Source organism: Rhodococcus sp. GQ147, assembly GCF_059759155.1.
The window spans coordinates 29,042-43,861 of the sequence record NZ_JCAXDU010000010.1 but is presented as its reverse complement, the minus strand read 5'-3'; the positions used below and the strand labels follow the sequence as shown (position 1 = coordinate 43,861).

16 protein-coding genes are annotated in these 14,820 nt (G+C 66.1%); 7 read left to right on the top strand and 9 right to left on the bottom strand.

Annotated features, from left to right (window positions below; translation table 11 throughout):
- The first annotated feature begins 171 nt into the window (after positions 1-171).
- Positions 172-945: a PASTA domain-containing protein gene (locus AC6CID_RS13155; protein WP_432677138.1), complete on the top strand. Its 774-nt coding sequence runs from the start codon at positions 172-174 to the stop codon at positions 943-945.
- Here AC6CID_RS13155 and AC6CID_RS13150 read toward each other — a convergent pair.
- Positions 942-2,123 (bottom strand): NAD(P)/FAD-dependent oxidoreductase, encoded by a 1,182-nt coding sequence (locus AC6CID_RS13150; RefSeq protein ID WP_432677136.1) that lies wholly within the window; start codon positions 2,121-2,123, stop codon positions 942-944. The genes AC6CID_RS13155 and AC6CID_RS13150 overlap by 4 nt on opposite strands.
- Positions 2,124-2,224: 101 nt before the next feature.
- The gene (locus AC6CID_RS13145; protein WP_039583757.1) at positions 2,225-3,142 is read right to left on the bottom strand and encodes an RNA polymerase sigma-70 factor; all 918 of its coding nucleotides are present in this window, start codon (positions 3,140-3,142) and stop codon (positions 2,225-2,227) included.
- 1,007 nt (positions 3,143-4,149) lie between these two features.
- Between AC6CID_RS13145 and AC6CID_RS13140 the strand changes: the two genes are divergently transcribed.
- On the top strand, positions 4,150-4,764 hold the full coding sequence (locus tag AC6CID_RS13140) for a YdcF family protein (RefSeq protein ID WP_258260951.1): 615 nt from the start codon (positions 4,150-4,152) through the stop codon (positions 4,762-4,764).
- Positions 4,765-4,776: 12 nt separating this feature from the next.
- Here the strand turns inward: AC6CID_RS13140 and AC6CID_RS13135 are convergent, their stop codons facing one another.
- Positions 4,777-5,289: a DinB family protein gene (locus AC6CID_RS13135; protein WP_498354054.1), complete on the bottom strand. Its 513-nt coding sequence runs from the start codon at positions 5,287-5,289 to the stop codon at positions 4,777-4,779.
- A 98-nt stretch (positions 5,290-5,387) separates the two neighbouring features.
- A complete protein-coding gene (locus tag AC6CID_RS13130; RefSeq protein WP_006554698.1) occupies positions 5,388-6,008 on the bottom strand; it encodes a class I SAM-dependent methyltransferase in 621 nt (206 codons plus the stop codon).
- A 148-nt stretch (positions 6,009-6,156) separates the two neighbouring features.
- On the opposite strand from AC6CID_RS13130, the gene AC6CID_RS13125 reads away from it, so the two are divergent.
- The 3 genes from AC6CID_RS13125 to AC6CID_RS13115 all read left to right on the top strand — a co-directional run bounded on the left by AC6CID_RS13125 (position 6,157) and on the right by AC6CID_RS13115 (position 8,166).
- The gene (locus AC6CID_RS13125; RefSeq protein WP_217579432.1) at positions 6,157-6,633 is read left to right on the top strand and encodes a hypothetical protein; all 477 of its coding nucleotides are present in this window, start codon (positions 6,157-6,159) and stop codon (positions 6,631-6,633) included.
- 2 nt (positions 6,634-6,635) lie between these two features.
- Positions 6,636-6,833 (top strand): helix-turn-helix transcriptional regulator, encoded by a 198-nt coding sequence (locus AC6CID_RS13120; protein ID WP_006554696.1) that lies wholly within the window; start codon positions 6,636-6,638, stop codon positions 6,831-6,833.
- A 220-nt stretch (positions 6,834-7,053) separates the two neighbouring features.
- Positions 7,054-8,166, top strand: a complete 1,113-nt coding sequence (locus tag AC6CID_RS13115) for an alpha/beta hydrolase (protein WP_217579433.1) — start codon at positions 7,054-7,056, stop codon at positions 8,164-8,166.
- 35 nt (positions 8,167-8,201) lie between these two features.
- Here the strand turns inward: AC6CID_RS13115 and AC6CID_RS13110 are convergent, their stop codons facing one another.
- Positions 8,202-8,762, bottom strand: coding sequence for a TetR/AcrR family transcriptional regulator (locus tag AC6CID_RS13110; RefSeq protein WP_217580274.1), 561 nt, complete (start codon positions 8,760-8,762; stop codon positions 8,202-8,204).
- 160 nt (positions 8,763-8,922) lie between these two features.
- Positions 8,923-9,537 carry a dihydrofolate reductase family protein gene (locus AC6CID_RS13105; protein ID WP_033097447.1) on the bottom strand — a complete coding sequence of 205 codons (615 nt, stop codon included), beginning with the start codon at positions 9,535-9,537 and terminating at the stop codon, positions 8,923-8,925.
- A gap of 131 nt (positions 9,538-9,668) precedes the next feature.
- Between AC6CID_RS13105 and AC6CID_RS13100 the strand changes: the two genes are divergently transcribed.
- Positions 9,669-10,085 (top strand): VOC family protein, encoded by a 417-nt coding sequence (locus tag AC6CID_RS13100; protein WP_006554692.1) that lies wholly within the window; start codon positions 9,669-9,671, stop codon positions 10,083-10,085.
- Here the strand turns inward: AC6CID_RS13100 and AC6CID_RS13095 are convergent.
- From AC6CID_RS13095 to AC6CID_RS13085, 3 genes are all read right to left on the bottom strand, one after another.
- Positions 10,067-11,530: an amino acid permease gene (locus AC6CID_RS13095; protein ID WP_490605213.1), complete on the bottom strand. Its 1,464-nt coding sequence runs from the start codon at positions 11,528-11,530 to the stop codon at positions 10,067-10,069. The genes AC6CID_RS13100 and AC6CID_RS13095 overlap by 19 nt on opposite strands.
- Positions 11,523-12,776 carry a Glu/Leu/Phe/Val dehydrogenase dimerization domain-containing protein gene (locus AC6CID_RS13090; protein ID WP_006554690.1) on the bottom strand — a complete coding sequence of 418 codons (1,254 nt, stop codon included), beginning with the start codon at positions 12,774-12,776 and terminating at the stop codon, positions 11,523-11,525. The genes AC6CID_RS13095 and AC6CID_RS13090 overlap by 8 nt, the downstream gene beginning before the upstream one ends.
- Before the next feature lie 141 nt (positions 12,777-12,917).
- The gene (locus AC6CID_RS13085) at positions 12,918-13,427 is read right to left on the bottom strand and encodes an Lrp/AsnC family transcriptional regulator (RefSeq protein WP_039583748.1); all 510 of its coding nucleotides are present in this window, start codon (positions 13,425-13,427) and stop codon (positions 12,918-12,920) included.
- Positions 13,428-13,613: 186 nt separating this feature from the next.
- On the opposite strand from AC6CID_RS13085, the gene hppD reads away from it, so the two are divergent.
- Entirely contained in the window at positions 13,614-14,819 is a 1,206-nt protein-coding gene (hppD, locus tag AC6CID_RS13080; RefSeq protein ID WP_482127852.1) for a 4-hydroxyphenylpyruvate dioxygenase, read from the top strand.
- Position 14,820 lies beyond the last annotated feature (1 nt).

Sequence of the window (14,820 nt, the reverse complement as noted above, 5' to 3'; positions counted from 1 at the left end):
CCTACTTGGGTGGATCTGACCTCGGATTTCGGGGGTGAACCCACCGAAATCGACATCCGTGCGTCGTAACGACGCCCGGTGGTACTCCGACACCAGTTCAGAAGGGCACAGCGCGTGTGCGGTCGAGAAAGTAGCGGCACACGGGCCCCGGTGTCGGGTTGAAGGAGAAACATGAAGTTCGTCGTCCCCTACCTGCGCGTCGTAGCGGGGATGTTCGCCGCCATCACGCTGTGGCTGGCGATCGTGGAGGTACTCAACGGCAACCTGGCCGACGCGATCCTGTTCGTGGCATTCGCGGCCGGCCTGGGATATCTCGCGATCGGCAAGCCCCTGCGCGACCGCCGCAGGCGCATCAAGGCCGAGCAGGACGCGATCGCCGCACGTGCCGAAGCCGGCCACCGCGCGTTTCTCGCGGGGGATGTGCACGCCGCGATGGCACCGCCACCCGAGCCGCCGAAGCCCCCGAGGATCCGCCGCGGAGTGATCATCGCCGCTGCCGTCGCCGGACTGTTCGTCCTCATGGGAATCATCAGCGACATCTCGGACGGGCTGGACTCACCCACGAAGGACGACGTGAGTACCACGCCTCGCGCTGCCGCACCGACGACCACCACGCCGTACACGACGTCGGCCGCCACCAAGGCGCGGACCGTCGCTCCGGAAACCACTCCCGCGACGAGGATCTCCACCACGCAGGCCGCGGTGGCTGCGTCCACCGCGGTGATGCCGAATGTCGTGTGCATGGATCTCCAAGCGGCACAGGACACCATCCAGGCCGCCGGCGTGTTCTACTCCACGAGCGTCGACGCAACCGGTCAGGGACGCGCGCAAGTATGGGACAGGAACTGGGTCGTCGTCGACCAGACTCCCTCGGTGGGAGCATCGATCGGTGAAGGCGACCCAGTGCTGTCGGTTCTGAAAGAGGACGAATTCAGCGGGTGTTAGGCCATCGGTTGCTCCGTGCGGGAGAGATCCTCGATGGTCTTCGACGGATGTCGGCCGCCCCTGGGGAATCCCACCGATCCCGGCCGTAGGGCCTCGACCCGAAGACCGGCCATCGCGGCCTTCAATCCGAGATCCTTGATGGTCGAGGCGATTCGACCGGCATACGCCTGTTCCTTCGGGGTGTCGTCCCGTTCGTGGAACTGGACGACGCCGACATGTCGGCCCAGGCTCACACCGACGCCGTTGAAGCCGAAATCGAGATTCGCGGGCTCCTCTCCGGCGATACGGCTGAGAACTGTGTCGGCCGCAGCCAGGCCGGTGGGCAGGGCGGACTGGCATGCCATCCGCACCGGCTCTCCCGACGGCGCCGCGCAGTCACCGGCGGCGATCACGCGATCGTCGTCGATGCTGGTCAGCGTTTCGTCGGTGAGGATCCGGCCGAGTGCATCCGTCCTGAAGCCGCTCGTCCGAGCCAGTTCGGGAACGCCGAATCCTGCGGTCCACACGGTGATCGCACTCTCGAGGACGGTGTCGTCGTCGAGCGTGAAGCCGTCGGGTCCGACGCGGGTGACCCGCGCGTTCTCGATGATCTCGACCTGCAGGTCCGCGAGCCGTTCGTAGGTTGCGGCACGAGCCTTCTCGGACAGCATCGGACCGATGATGCCGCTGCACACGAGGCGCACGCGACGTCCCTGTTCGGCCAGCTCGCCGGCTGTTTCGAGCCCGGTGAGACCGGCACCGACGACTGTGATGACGGCCTCGGGTTCGAGGCTGCTCAGCGCGTACTGCAGGCGTTCGGCATGCTCGAATTCGGCTACCGGAAAAGCGAATTCCTCAACGCCGGGAACGGTGGACCGTCTTGTGGCGGTACTTCCGACGGCGTAGACGAGGTAGTCGTAGTCGACCGTTCCGCCGGATGCGAGATGGACGGTGCGCGTGCCGGGTTCGATGCGGGTCACGGTATCGACCAGAAGGTCGACTCCCTTCGCCAGCAGCTTGCGGTAGTCGCCGGACGCATGGTGATTGCCGACCGCGAACTGGTGCAACCGGGTTCGTTGGACGAAGTGCGGCCGGGGATTGATGACGGTGACCGCAGCCTTCCTGCTCATGCGGTTGGCGGCGACCGTTCCGGCGTATCCACCGCCGATGACGACGACACGGGGGCGGGTGTTGAACATGGCTTCTCCGATCCGTTCGTTGGCTCTGTGGGGAGCCCACGTCATCTAGGACCGGACAGCCACGTCGTTTGTGACATGCCGCGCCGAACAATCGGGAGGATTCAGGGTCGTTGCAGGTCGCGGAGCTTATGGGCGAGCACCCGCACATCGGCCACTGGCCCCAGGTGGGCGAGCTTGTCCGGGTTGATCATCACCCGGACCGCGCCGATCTTCCCGTCCGTGACGTCGAACGTCATGACCTGCACGATGGCACCGTCGGCGTCCCGCACGATAAGGCCGGGGAGCCTGTTGACCTCGCGGGATTCGAGCGACATTCCGAGCTGGCCCATGGGTGAGACGAACGAGGCCAGCAACCGCATGACCTTCTCGCCGCCGACCACGACCCTGCGGATGGCGGGTGCCTTCCCACCGCTGTCGGCGACGAGTTGCACATCGGCGGCCAGTAGGTCGCGCAGGGCGTCGACGTCACCGTCTTGGAACGCCGTGAGGAATCGAGCGGTGAGCTGTTTGTGCGCCTGCGGATCGGTGTCGAACCGCGCCGAACCTTGATCGACGTGGCGCCGTGCCCGCACCGCGAGCTGCCGGCACGCCGCTTCGGAGCGGTCGACGATCTCGGCGATCTCGGAGAAGCCGAATCCGAATGCCTCGCGCAGCACGAAGACGGCGCGTTCGAGCGGACTGAGGCGTTCGAGCAGCACGAGCGCTGCCGTCGAGATCGATTCCCGCAGTTCGGCCGAGCGTGCCGGATCGTCGTAGGGCTCCTCGAGTATCGGTTCCGGCAGCCACTCGCCCACATATCGTTCGCGCCGCGCCCGCGCTGATTCGAGCATGTTGATCGATACCCGGGTGACGACGGTGGACAGGAATGCTCGGGCCGAATCCGGTTCGGCGCCGGAAGTTTCGTATCGCACCCAGGTCTCCTGGACCGCGTCCTCGGCTTCGGTCACGCTGCCGAGGATGCGGTAGGCGATGGCGAGCAACAGTGGACGCAGGTTCTCGAACTCTTCGACGCCGGTCACGTCGGCCCCTCCGGTAGACCCGTGCTTCGATCACAGCACTCCACCCGGGTTCGCGCAACGAGGATGAATTCGATCAGGAATGAACCGGGCGCCCTGCGGGCGGCTGCCCTCGACCGATCGGAGACCCTTCGGGTCCCTGAGTCGCCGTCCCCTTCCCCAAGGCTGCCCGGTCGCCATGCCCCGATAGACCGTCTCGGCCAGCACGGATAGCCCCACGTCGCGGAGGACGTGCGGCTCGCACTGGACCCGGTCGTTCGTGTCGACCCGCACGATCGGGTGCTCCACCACCAGCTGTGGAGACGAGGGATACTGGTGCCCAGTCGGTTTCGAGACAGGGAACGACCCCGGCTCGCAGCGTCGGCGCGCTGACGTCGGACTGTGGGAGACGAGCGACGAGCTGCGTCGACGCGCCTCGGCTACCGGAACGGCCCTCGTGCGCGACGATGCAGGTGAAACGCCTCGAGCCCTCCGATCACGGTGGATCGGAGGGCTGGAAAGTCAGGACGTCGGGCGTGAACCCGGGGGAGCGGGTGTGCGGCGACCGGCGCGGACGAATGCGCTCGCGGCTCGTTGCTGGGATACGCCTCTCGAGGGCGTGTGGATAGACTCCATCCTACGGTGCATGACAGTCCCTATCTGTCTTGTGCCCAGACCCCGGTGAGGTGTTGGCGCACCTTCCGGGGTCGACCTGTTTTCAGGTCGGTCGAGGGATGGTCGCACGGGTGTGCGAAGTCGTCAACTCGGACACACGTTCTGTTTCTGTCTGTTCTGCAAGTACGGGAAGCGCAGTGATTCGTCCGAATGGCGCCTCTTGCAACGATTGTCGCGCTTGTTCATGGATAGACCAGTGGTTCGGATGTAAAACCGATTGTCAGCCGTCATCGAATCCGACGCGGCCTATGGTGATACTTCTTCGCGTCGAGCTCCAACTTCCCATACGTGCGCGTCGAGATGGCACAGTGCGGCACGGCCGATGTCCGGGAAGAAGGGGGGCTCGCGTGGGAGCTGTGCGACGCACGGTGGTGGCGACCGCAGTCGCGGCCACAGCCGCGGTAGGTGTATCGACGGGGCCGGCAGCGGCGACTCCTGCAATCGACACCGTCGTGAACGGTGCACTGTCCGTCACCCCGCTGTGCCAGGGAACCATCGACGCGCTGATCATCGCGTGCACCGAGCTCGAGAAGCTGACACCGCACTTCCCGTTGATGCTCGACCTGAACCCGAGGGGTACGCATCTCGTCGTGCTCGGAGCCGGACTCACCGAAGACGGCAAGATCCGGCCGGTGCTCGAAGAACGGCTCGAAGCGGCTCTTCGTGCAGCGCAACGCTATCCGGAGTCGCCGATCGTCGTCACCGGTGGCGTGCCGCGCAACGGCGTCACCGAAGCGCAGGCCATGAAGGACTGGCTGGTCGTGCGAGGCATTACGCCCGAACGCATCACCGAGGAATCGCAGTCGACCTCTACCGTCGAGAACGCACGCTTCACCAATGATGTTCTGCTCGAACGGCGAGCCACGGGCGCTGTGCTCGTGACGAACCGCGACCACCTCGAACGCGCGATGATCAACTTCCGGCAGGCGGTCGACGCGCGCATTCCGGTCGCGGGCATCGTCGCAGTGTGAGCGCCGGAAGTATCAGTTCAGAGCGTTCGCCTTCCGCGTCAGTACCTGACTGATCTCCGAAGCATTCTTCGCCAGTTCGAAGTCGACCCAGCCGGCAACTTCCCACAGGGGTGAGGGTTCGAGCATGAGTCCGACGATCGTCTTCTCGATGTCGGCAGTCTCGAGAAGGGCAGCCCATTCGGTGCGAAGAGCCCGGATGCGGCCGGTCGAGCCGGAACATTCGTAGGCGTCCGGCCCGACCGCAGTTCCCCCACTGCAGACCGCCACGGTGTTCGTCCACCACCACTCGATGTGCCAGAGCAGCCACGCAATCGTGGGCTCGGGGAGGGCCTCGGCCGTCTCGTCCGGCCAGTCGGCGACGAGACGCCCGTCGACCCGCCGGACGCCCACGGAGTTCGACGACGGCTCCCAGTGCACGGCAGCCTCGTCGATCCGCGGCAGGACATGTTGTTCCGTGAAGAGCCAGACCAGGTCGAGTTGCTTCAGCAGCGTGCGCGTGGCGAGTGGCAGGGTGTCCGAGGGCATGCATGCAATCATCGCGGACATAGTGGACATGTGCTCGATGTCGACACCGTGTATCTGTCCCCGGAAGTGTGCAAACGTTGCTGTGCAGTTATCCGCCTTCACGCGGTCGGTGTCGCCACTCCCAGCGACAGCGCACCGAAGAACTTCGGCGTCTTCTCCTCGTAGAAGGTGTCGAGTTCGCGGATCTCGAACCCCGCACCGCGGACGAGGTCGGCGATTTGTCGTGTCAGATGGCAACCACCCGCGACGCGCTTCTGGATCGGTTCGAGCCGGTGCTGCCACCGCCGGACGTTCTCGTCCGGCGCGAGTCCGTGTTCGACGAAATGCAGGGTGCCGCCCGGTGCGAGGACACGACGTATCTCGCGCAGAGCCGCGTCGGCATCGGGGATGGTGCACAGCGTCCACGTCGACAGTGCGCTGTCGAAGGTGTTGTCCTCGAACGGGAGTGACTGACCGTCCAGGCCGGATCGTTCGATGCGCACGGGGGAGTCATCGATGCGCGAACGTGCGAGCTTCCATCCGAGGTCCGCGGGTTCGACGGCGCTGACCGACTCGACGGTGGTGGGGTAGTAGGGAACGTTGAGGCCGGATCCGAATCCGATCTCGACGACGCGGCCGCTCAGGCCGGCGCACACTCGTTTCCGGTTCGCTTCGGTGAACGACGGTGCACAGGCGATGTTCACCAGTCGCGGTACGACGTGATCGTTGTAGAGGCTCATGGCAGTCCCTTCGCCTGGTGGCGTGTCGATCTGCTCGATCCATCATGCCACCTGCCCGGCCGAACGGAACCCCTCGTTTCTGTCGCACCGAACGGACTGTTAAGTTACCTTTACATGTAAAGTGTGCTTTACGGCGAAAGGGGAAACGATGGACAGCGGGGGTGCCGGATCGGTGGTCGGGCGAAGCAAGTGGGGCAAGGTGCGGGTGGGTTCGCGGTGGATCGGCGCGGTACCGCCGGCGATCGCCCTCGGAATCCTGGCCACAGCCGTTCTGGCAGCGGTGGTAGCTGCTCTGGGGCTGGTGCCCGGCTATCCCGTGGCCGCCGGCGTGGCGGTCGCGCTGGCGACCGCACCCTCACTGTCGGCCCTGTCGTGGGTGCTCCTCGTGGATCGGTCGACCCTCGAAGGCGCCACGGACCGGCCCGAGGATTCGGTCGAGTCGTCCTGGTACGAGAAAGCCGCCTCGGGCGCTTTCACCGACATCCTTCTCGCCACGGGCCTGGGGTGCACCGCTCTGGCGTTCGCTCCGATCGAGGTCGAGGGCCTGCACGCGCTGATGGCGGTCATCCTCGTGGCTTTCGCGTCGTTCGGTGTGCGCTACGCCGTGCAGCGTCGGAAGGGCTGAGGATGCGGAATTCGCTGGCGGCCCTGCGCGCGGAGAACGGATGGTCGCAGCAGAGGCTCGCCGACGAACTCGGGGTATCGCGCCAGACGATCATCTCGATCGAGAAGGGGCGATTCGACCCGTCCCTTCCGTTGGCGTTCCGCATCGCGCACCTGTTCGGACGTCGAATCGAGGACATATTCCTGCCCGACGAGGGATAAGCGAAGGGGCCGAGCGGATTCCCCGACAGAACCCGCTCGGTCACTTGCCGATCACTCGAGCGTACTACCGGCGTCAACGGTGAGTGTGAGTCCGGTGATGTCGTCGACGTACACCTCGCCCTCCCTTCTTGACCGGCATCCAAGAAGCCTTTACCGTAATCGTCACGCCTTCTTGAATGGCGTCCAAGAAATGTGGTGGTGAAGCGGGAGGGTGCTAGTCATGAACATCGGTGAGTCTGCCGATCGGCGCGAGGTGGTAGCGGTGCAGCGGCGCGAGGTCTCGTTCGTCTCCGGCCAGGACGAGTGCGCGGCATGGCTGTACACCGCACCCGACCTGAACGATCCGCGCCCGATGGTGATCATGGGGCACGGGCTCGGAGCGGTGCGGGAGATGCGCCTGGATGCCTACGCGGAACGGTTCGCCGCCGCGGGGTGGTCGGTGCTGGTGTTCGACTACCGTCACCTCGGGGCCAGCGGCGGAGCGCCGCGCCAGATCCTCGACATCGGCCGGCAACGCGCCGACTGGCATGCCGCTCTGGCCTTCGCGCGCACACTTCCTGAGGTCGACGTCAACCGGATCGCCTTGTGGGGCAGTTCGTTCGGCGGAGGTCATGTCCTTCGAGTCGCCTCCGAGGACACCCGTATCGCGGCGATCGTGGCGCAGTGCCCCTTCACCGACGGTCCGGCGTCGTTGCGCGCGCGGATACGGACCGGCCCGCTGAGCGTGGTGGCACTGACAGTGGCGGGCATTCTCGACACGGTCGGGTCGTGGTTCGGCGCGAAGCCGATCCTGTTGCCGATGGCGGGGACGTCCTGGATGCCCGCGTTCGTGGCCTCACCCGACGCCCTCGCCGGCGCTTCCGCACTCCTGCCCGCGGGGACCCGGCTCTCGCGGCGCACCAGCGCGGTGTTGAAACGACTTCCGTCGGTGCGGGCTCAGCTGTCGAAGAACATCGAGCCGACGGAGATCGACGGTAGGGAAGAACCCGAGACCGGGGTCGGCCGCGACAGCGTCTGGGGTGTACTGCGCGGTCCGAACGGCGAATTCGAGGCGGCCAATGCTCTCGCTGCCCGGCTGGCGCTGCGTCTTCCGCTCGATCGACCCGGTCGTGCGCTGGCCCGCTTCAGCATTCCGACGTTGCTGTGTGTCTGCGACAACGACGCGGCCGCGCCCGCGAAGACCACGAAGCGTCACGCACAGGGTCTGGCGCACGTACAGGTTCAGAGCTACGTGTGTGACCACTTCGACATCTACGTCGGTGACCACTTCGAACGCGCCGTGCGTGACCAACTCTATTTCCTGGAAAGGCAATTCGACCGCACCGCACGGTAGGTCGCTCCGCGTTCGTGGACGCGCAGATCAGGTGCTCAGCCGGTGGCTGCGGCACGACTGCGAGCGCTGTTGAGCAACGTCTCGATCACCGCGCGCCGCTGAGCCTGATCCGTCGGGTGCATCAGCAAGCCCTCGACCACGAAAACGCCGATCGAGACCAGCGGATCGACTTCGTCAGCGGGCACGCCGAGTTCGATCAGCTCTGCCCGGAACAATCCTTCGGCCAGTGTGTGGAACTGCTCGTGCCATTGCTGAACGGACGCGGACTTCTCGGCGCGTGTGTGCACCGTGCTCACCAACCGACCCAGCTGCTCCAATTCTTCGACCAACCACAAGAGTCGATCGGCCAGGCCCGAGCCCAGTATCTCGCTGTAGGAGGCCATCGAGTCGGCCAGAACCGCATCCAGGACCGCGATCAATATCGAGTCCTTGTCCTGGAAGTACCAGTACAGCGTGTTCGACACGACTCCGGCGTCACGGGCGATCCGCGTCATCGATGCCGCGTCGTATCCTTCCTCGACGAACAACCGCCGGGCGGCTACCACGATCTCTGCGCGTTTCTCTTCCCGATCCTGCGGACGTCTGTTGCGGGGCATCTCCAGTCCTGACCTAGTTCCCGCCCCGATGCTATCTTGACCGGCCCCCAAGAGCGGGCCCCGGCCGACCGTTCCGGAACGAGGTCCGTAGCCGTCTCGAACAGATGATGAGGCAGGCGAGCCAGAGCAGCTCTCGATACAGACCGGCTCGTACTTCGGGTCACTCGACTTCGGCGAGTCCGTACTCGGGTCGTCCGGCAGGCCGATACACGGTGATGACGACACCGGTCGAGGTGGTGCGCGATTCGACGAGATCGAACTTCGTGTCGCGACCCCCGACGGGGAACAGCCGCCGCCCCTGACCGAGGACGACCGGGAACGTGATGAGGCGGTACTCGTCGACGAGACCGTGTTCGAAGAGGGTGTGGACCAGACGGATGCTGCCGTGCACCTGCAGTTCCCGTCCCGGCTGCTTCTTCAGTTCCGCGACCGCGGTGGGCACGTCGCCCTCGAGGACCGTCGTGTTCTGCCACTCGGGGGCGGTGAGCGTCGTGGAGGCGACGTACTTCGGGAGGGTGTTGAGTGCACGGGCGACCGGATCGTCGGGATCGGTCGAGTTCGGCCACGACGCAGCGAAGACGTCGTAGGTGTTCCGGCCCAGCAGGAATGCGTCGACCTTCGAGAACACCTCGTCGATGAACTTGCCGGTGTCCTCGTCGAACAGCGGCACCACCCAACCGCCGCGGTCGAAGCCGTCACTGCGGTCCTCGTCGGGGCCACCCGGTCCCTGGGCCACACCGTCGGCCGATACGAAGGTCGTCACCGTGAGCTTCATCGTCGTCCCCTTTCGAAGGTTGTCGCCGAGTACAGACCCGGGAAGCGCGGAGAACTCATCGCTTGCATCCCTCCGGCGCGGAAGGTATCTCTGGACGCAGCGTCGCGTGTCGATGACGGACTGCGTCAGGCATGGAGGCGCGGGACCACAAGGAGTTCTCCTTGAGTATTGCGTTCAACCACACCATCGTCGCGGCCGACGACAAGCAGCATTCGGCCTACTTCCTCACCACCCTGTTCGGGCTGCCCGATCCGGTGCCCGCCGGGCACTTCCTCGCTGTCGAACTCGCCAACGGCGTCACCCTCGATTTCGCCGAACCGCCACCGGATGTGGAGTATCCGCCGCAGCACTACGCATTCCTGGTGTCGGAGGAGGAGTTCGACGAGATCTACGCCCGGATCCTCGAGCAGAAGATCGAACACTGGGCCGATCCCCGGCAGTCGGCGCACGGCATCAACAGAAACGACGGGGGTCGAGGAACCTACTTCCTCGACCCCGCCGGTCACTTCATGGAGATAATCACGCGTCCCTACGGTTGGCGCTCCTGAACCGTCTCGACCCGAGCCGTCCCGGCCGCAGCGCGTCGCCGTGCCAGCACCGTGCAGGTACCGGCGATCGCTGCGGTCAACGCGCCGGTCGCGAGCAGCTGCGTGCGGGCAGCGGTGTCGAACAGGGCGAGCACCGCGATGCCGGCCAGCAGACCGAGCGTCGCGTACGAAAGGTACGGGAAGCCCCACATCTTCAGCGGCAGTGCATCCTCGGTGCCGTTGCGGCGTGCGCGACGACGGAGCACGAGGTGCGAGACCGCGACGAACGTCCACAGCACCAGGATCGTGGAGCCGACGGCGTTGAGCAGCAGCGGCAGCACCCGGTCGGGGTAGAGATAGTTCAGTCCGACCGTGACGAAGCCGAACGCCACCGAGGCGAGCACCGCATTGCGGGGAACGCCGTTGGACGACAGCCGCCCGAAGACGGGGTGCGCCGATCCGCGGTGCGACAGCGAGAAGATCATCCGGGAAGCGCTGAACAGCATCGCGTTGAGCGACGAGAGCAGCGCGACCACGACGATCACGGTCATCACCGCGGCGGCGCCCGGGACGGCCCCGGCCTGCAGCACGGCGACGAACGGACCGGTCGCGAGATCCTCGGAGGTCCACGGCAGGATCGTCACCATCACGAGCACCGACCCGATGTAGAACACGAGGATGCGCCACACCAGGGTGCGCACCGCGCGGCCCACGTTGCGACGGGGATCGGCGGTCTCCGCGGCGGCGATCGCGATGATCTCGGTGCCACCGAACGCGAAGACCACGATGAGCAGGCCGGCGGCGATACCGGCGATACCGGTGGGGGCGAACCCGCCGTGCGCCGTGAGGTTGGAGAAGCCGGTCGTCTCGAAGGTGGGCATCCACCCGGCGATCATCGCGATGCCGATCACCAGGAAGCCGACGATCGCGACGATCTTGATTGCGGCGAACCAGAATTCGACCTCACCGAAGCGGCGGACGCCGACCAGGTTCACGCCCGTCAGCACGACCATGTAGAACAGCGCGGACGCCCACTGGGGGATGCCGGGCAGCGCCACCGCGGTGATCGCGGCGGCGCCGGTGGCCTCCGCGGCGATCACGATGATGACCTGCACCCAGTACAACCACCCGATGGTCCGCCCCGCGACAGGGCCCAGCGCGTTCTCGGTGTGCTCGGAGAACGCACCGCTGGCGGGGTTGGCCGCGGCCATCTCGCCCATCATGCGCATCACGAACACGACGAGAACGGCCGCCACCAGGAACGAGATCAGGATCGCCGGGCCGGCGACGGCGATACCCGCCCCCGACCCGACGAACAGGCCGGCCCCGATGGCGCCACCGAGACTCATCATGACGAGCTGGCGGGGCCGCATGGCACGATGCAGGCCGGCGGTGCTCTGGGCGCCGGTCGTCGTCCCGGCCGTGCTCTGGGCGCTGGTCGTCGCCGTGGCCAGGGTGTCAGTCATCAATGCGCTCCCCGGCCGGGACCAGCTGGTCCAGTGCGATCTCGAAGGCGGTCGCGGCGAGCCCGGTGAGCTCGGTCGACCGGTCGTGGCAGCGGCGCAGTGCCGTCTCGATGGTGGTGGACACATCGCCGAAGATCGCGGCGTCGGAGACCTCCACGTCGCCCTCCATGAGCTGGGCGAAAGCCCGGGCCATACCGCAGTTGGCGATGAAGTCGGGGATCACGGCGACGGACTTGTCGGCGTGCTCGTAGGTGGGGCCGTAGAAGATCTCGTCGTCGGCGAACGGAACGTTGGCGCCGGAAGCGATCGACTCGAGTCCCGCGGCGACCATGCGGTCGACCTGCTCGCGGGTGACGAGGCGGCTCGCGGCGCAGGGGAGGAAGATCTCGGCTCCGAGATCCCAGATGCGGTCGTTCACCTCGTCGAAGGGGATCATGCGGTCGCTGCGCAGGGCGTTGCCGTCGCGCTCGAGCAGCAGGGTACGGACCTCGTCGAAGGAGAGACCCTCGGGTGCGAGGATGCCGCCGTCGCGGTCGATGATGCCCACGATCGAGGCGCCGGCCTGAGCGAGATAGTAGGCAGCAGCGGCGCCGACGTTGCCCCAGCCCTGCACCACGACGCGTTTGCCGGCGAGGTCGGTGCCCCGATAGACGAGCTGGTGGTGACGGACCGACTCGGCGACGCCGTAACCGGTGATCAGATCGGCGACAGTGTATTTCGTGCTGGTGGCAGGGGTGAACCGCGCGTCCTCGACAACCTTCGCGACGCCGAGTCGCAGCTGGCCCACCCGCTGGATGCGCTGGCGCTCGTCCTTGCCGAAGTGTCCGTTGACGACACCTTCCTGCGGGTGCCACAGGCCGTTGGACTCGGTGAGGGGAACGACCTCGTTCATCTCGTCGACGTTGAGGTCGCCGCCGGTGCCGTAGTAGGCACGCAGCAGGGGAGTGACGGCCGCGAACCAGCGGCGCAGCACGCCTTCCTTGCGGGGGTCGGACGGATCGAAATCGATGCCGGACTTGGCACCGCCGATCGCAGGTCCGGAGACGGTGAACTTGATCTCCATGGTCTTCGCCAGCGACTCGACCTCGCGCCGGTCGAGGCCGCGGCGCATGCGGGTGCCGCCGCCGGCCGCGCCGCCCCGCAGCGAGTTGATGACGACCCAGCCCCGGGCGGTGGTCTCGGTGTCGTGCCACTCGAAGACGATCTCGGGGGCTTTTTCTTCGAATCGCGTCAGCAGGTTCTTCATGGCGAAAGACTGTGACGGCAGTAACAAATGCTGCGCAACTGTGCTTCATCGAACTGTGCAGCGTGCGGAGGGTCCGGATGCCCGAAGCGCTTTTTTCTGTGCAATCCGGCTAGTCGGAGACGGATTGTGGACGTGATCGGTTCAGCGGCGGTAGGCCGGTGCCTTCGCGGATCGTTCCGGCTCGAGGGTGCGCAGCAGCGGCATCGCCCGGTAGTGCACCACTTCCGACAGCACCATCACACTCGTGGACCGCGCGACGATCGAGGAGCGGTTCAGCTCGATGAGGGTCTGCTGGAGACCGAGGTGTGATTCGGCTCCGATGCGGCACAGGACGTCGCCCGCGCCGGTGGTGGCGAACGCCTCGAGGACACCGGGGATGCCTTCGAGGACCTCGGTGACGTCTTCGAGCGCGCCCTGCATGATCTCCATCGTCACGAACGCCTGCACTTCGAAACCTGCTGCGGCGAGGTTGATCCGGGGTTCGTAGCCGGCGATGACCCCGGTGTCCTCGAGGCGTCGCAGGCGGGCCGAGACGGTGGCGCGCGCGACCTTCAATCGACGGGACAACTCGAGCGCGCCGATCTTCGGGTCGGCGTGCAGGGCCTCGAGGAGGGCGAAATCCAATTCGTCCAGCTGCACAGGCTCGCGCATCGCGGTTCCTTCCCATCGAGCGCCGAAAACTAGTCCGATTGTATAGGTGAGTGTGCAGATTCCGGCGAATTCCAGTCAGTCGGGCCAGTTGCCGAAGGCGACGTTGCGTCGCACCGACGGGTGGGTTTCTCCTGGTGACACACGACACAACGACTGTGCCGCAGTGAGCGGCAGGAGGTTGCAGCGATGACTCTGGAATACACCCTGACCGACAGCGAACGACTCGCTCAGCTCGACGCCGAGGAGCTCCGGCGCCTGGTCGGTCTCGTGGAGTACGACAGCGAACGGGATCCCTTCCCCGTCAGCGGCTGGGACGCCGTGGTGTGGGTGGTCGGAAACGCCACGCAGACGGCGCACTACTACCAGTCCGCCTACGGCATGGAACTCATCGCCTATTCCGGACCCACCACCGGCAACCGCGACCATCACGCCTACGTACTGCGCAGCGGCGCCGTGCGATTCGTGATCAAGGGTGCGGTGGATCCGGACAGCCCGCTGATCGAGCACCACCGCCTCCACGGTGACGGCGTCGTCGACATCGCGCTCCAGGTTCCGAACGTCGACAAGTGCATCGAGCACGCCCGCAAGCAGGGGGCGACCGTCCTCGAGGAACCCTACGAGATCAGCGACGAGAACGGCACCGTCCGCATCGGCGCCATCGCGACCTACGGCGACACGCGGCACACACTCGTCGACCGGTCGCGCTACAACGGCCCGTACCTGCCCGGCTACGTGGAGCGCACCTCGACCTACCGCAAGCGTGAGGGTGCGCCCAAGCGCATCTTCCAGGCGCTCGACCACGTCGTCGGCAACGTCGAACTCGGGCGCATGGACGAGTGGGTCGACTTCTACAACCGCGTCATGGGTTTCACGAACATGGCGGAGTTCATCGGCGACGACATCGCGACCGACTACTCGGCGCTCATGAGCAAGGTGGTGTGCAACGGCAACCACCGCGTGAAGTTCCCGCTCAACGAGCCCGCCATCGCGAAGAAGCGTTCGCAGATCGACGAGTACCTCGACTTCTACCGCGGACCGGGTGCACAGCACCTCGCGCTGGCCACCAACGACATCCTCACGGCGGTCGACCAGTTGCGCGAGGAGGGCGTCGAGTTCCTCGCGACTCCCGATGCGTACTACGACGATCCGGAGCTGCGCGCCCGTATCGGTGAGGTCCGGGTGCCGATCGAGGAGCTGAAGAAGCGGGGCATCCTGGTCGACCGCGACGAGGACGGCTACCTGCTGCAGATCTTCACCAAGCCCGTCGGCGACCGCCCGACCGTGTTCTTCGAGCTGATCGAGCGCCACGGCTCGCTCGGCTTCGGCAAGGGCAACTTCAAGGCGCTGTTCGAGGCGATCGAGCGGGAGCAGGCTGCGCGCGGCAATTTCTGAG

Excerpts from the sequence above, each read along its gene's own strand:
- AC6CID_RS13110 (WP_217580274.1), bottom strand. The coding sequence starts at position 8,762 with ATGCCCCGCAACAGACGTCCGCAGGATCGGGAAGAGAAACGCGCAGAG.
- AC6CID_RS13130 (WP_006554698.1), bottom strand. The coding sequence starts at position 6,008 with ATGAGCCTCTACAACGATCACGTCGTACCGCGACTGGTGAACATCGCC.
- AC6CID_RS13135 (WP_498354054.1), bottom strand. The coding sequence starts at position 5,289 with ATGCCCTCGGACACCCTGCCACTCGCCACGCGCACGCTGCTGAAGCAA.
- AC6CID_RS13115 (WP_217579433.1), top strand. The coding sequence starts at position 7,054 with ATGAACATCGGTGAGTCTGCCGATCGGCGCGAGGTGGTAGCGGTGCAG.
- hppD (WP_482127852.1), top strand. The coding sequence starts at position 13,614 with ATGACTCTGGAATACACCCTGACCGACAGCGAACGACTCGCTCAGCTC.
- AC6CID_RS13120 (WP_006554696.1), top strand. The coding sequence starts at position 6,636 with ATGCGGAATTCGCTGGCGGCCCTGCGCGCGGAGAACGGATGGTCGCAG.
- AC6CID_RS13150 (WP_432677136.1), bottom strand. The coding sequence starts at position 2,123 with ATGTTCAACACCCGCCCCCGTGTCGTCGTCATCGGCGGTGGATACGCC.
- AC6CID_RS13090 (WP_006554690.1), bottom strand. The coding sequence starts at position 12,776 with ATGAAGAACCTGCTGACGCGATTCGAAGAAAAAGCCCCCGAGATCGTC.
- AC6CID_RS13085 (WP_039583748.1), bottom strand. The coding sequence starts at position 13,427 with ATGCGCGAGCCTGTGCAGCTGGACGAATTGGATTTCGCCCTCCTCGAG.
- AC6CID_RS13095 (WP_490605213.1), bottom strand. The coding sequence starts at position 11,530 with ATGACTGACACCCTGGCCACGGCGACGACCAGCGCCCAGAGCACGGCC.
- AC6CID_RS13125 (WP_217579432.1), top strand. The coding sequence starts at position 6,157 with ATGGACAGCGGGGGTGCCGGATCGGTGGTCGGGCGAAGCAAGTGGGGC.
- AC6CID_RS13155 (WP_432677138.1), top strand. The coding sequence starts at position 172 with ATGAAGTTCGTCGTCCCCTACCTGCGCGTCGTAGCGGGGATGTTCGCC.
- AC6CID_RS13100 (WP_006554692.1), top strand. The coding sequence starts at position 9,669 with ATGGAGGCGCGGGACCACAAGGAGTTCTCCTTGAGTATTGCGTTCAAC.
- AC6CID_RS13105 (WP_033097447.1), bottom strand. The coding sequence starts at position 9,537 with ATGAAGCTCACGGTGACGACCTTCGTATCGGCCGACGGTGTGGCCCAG.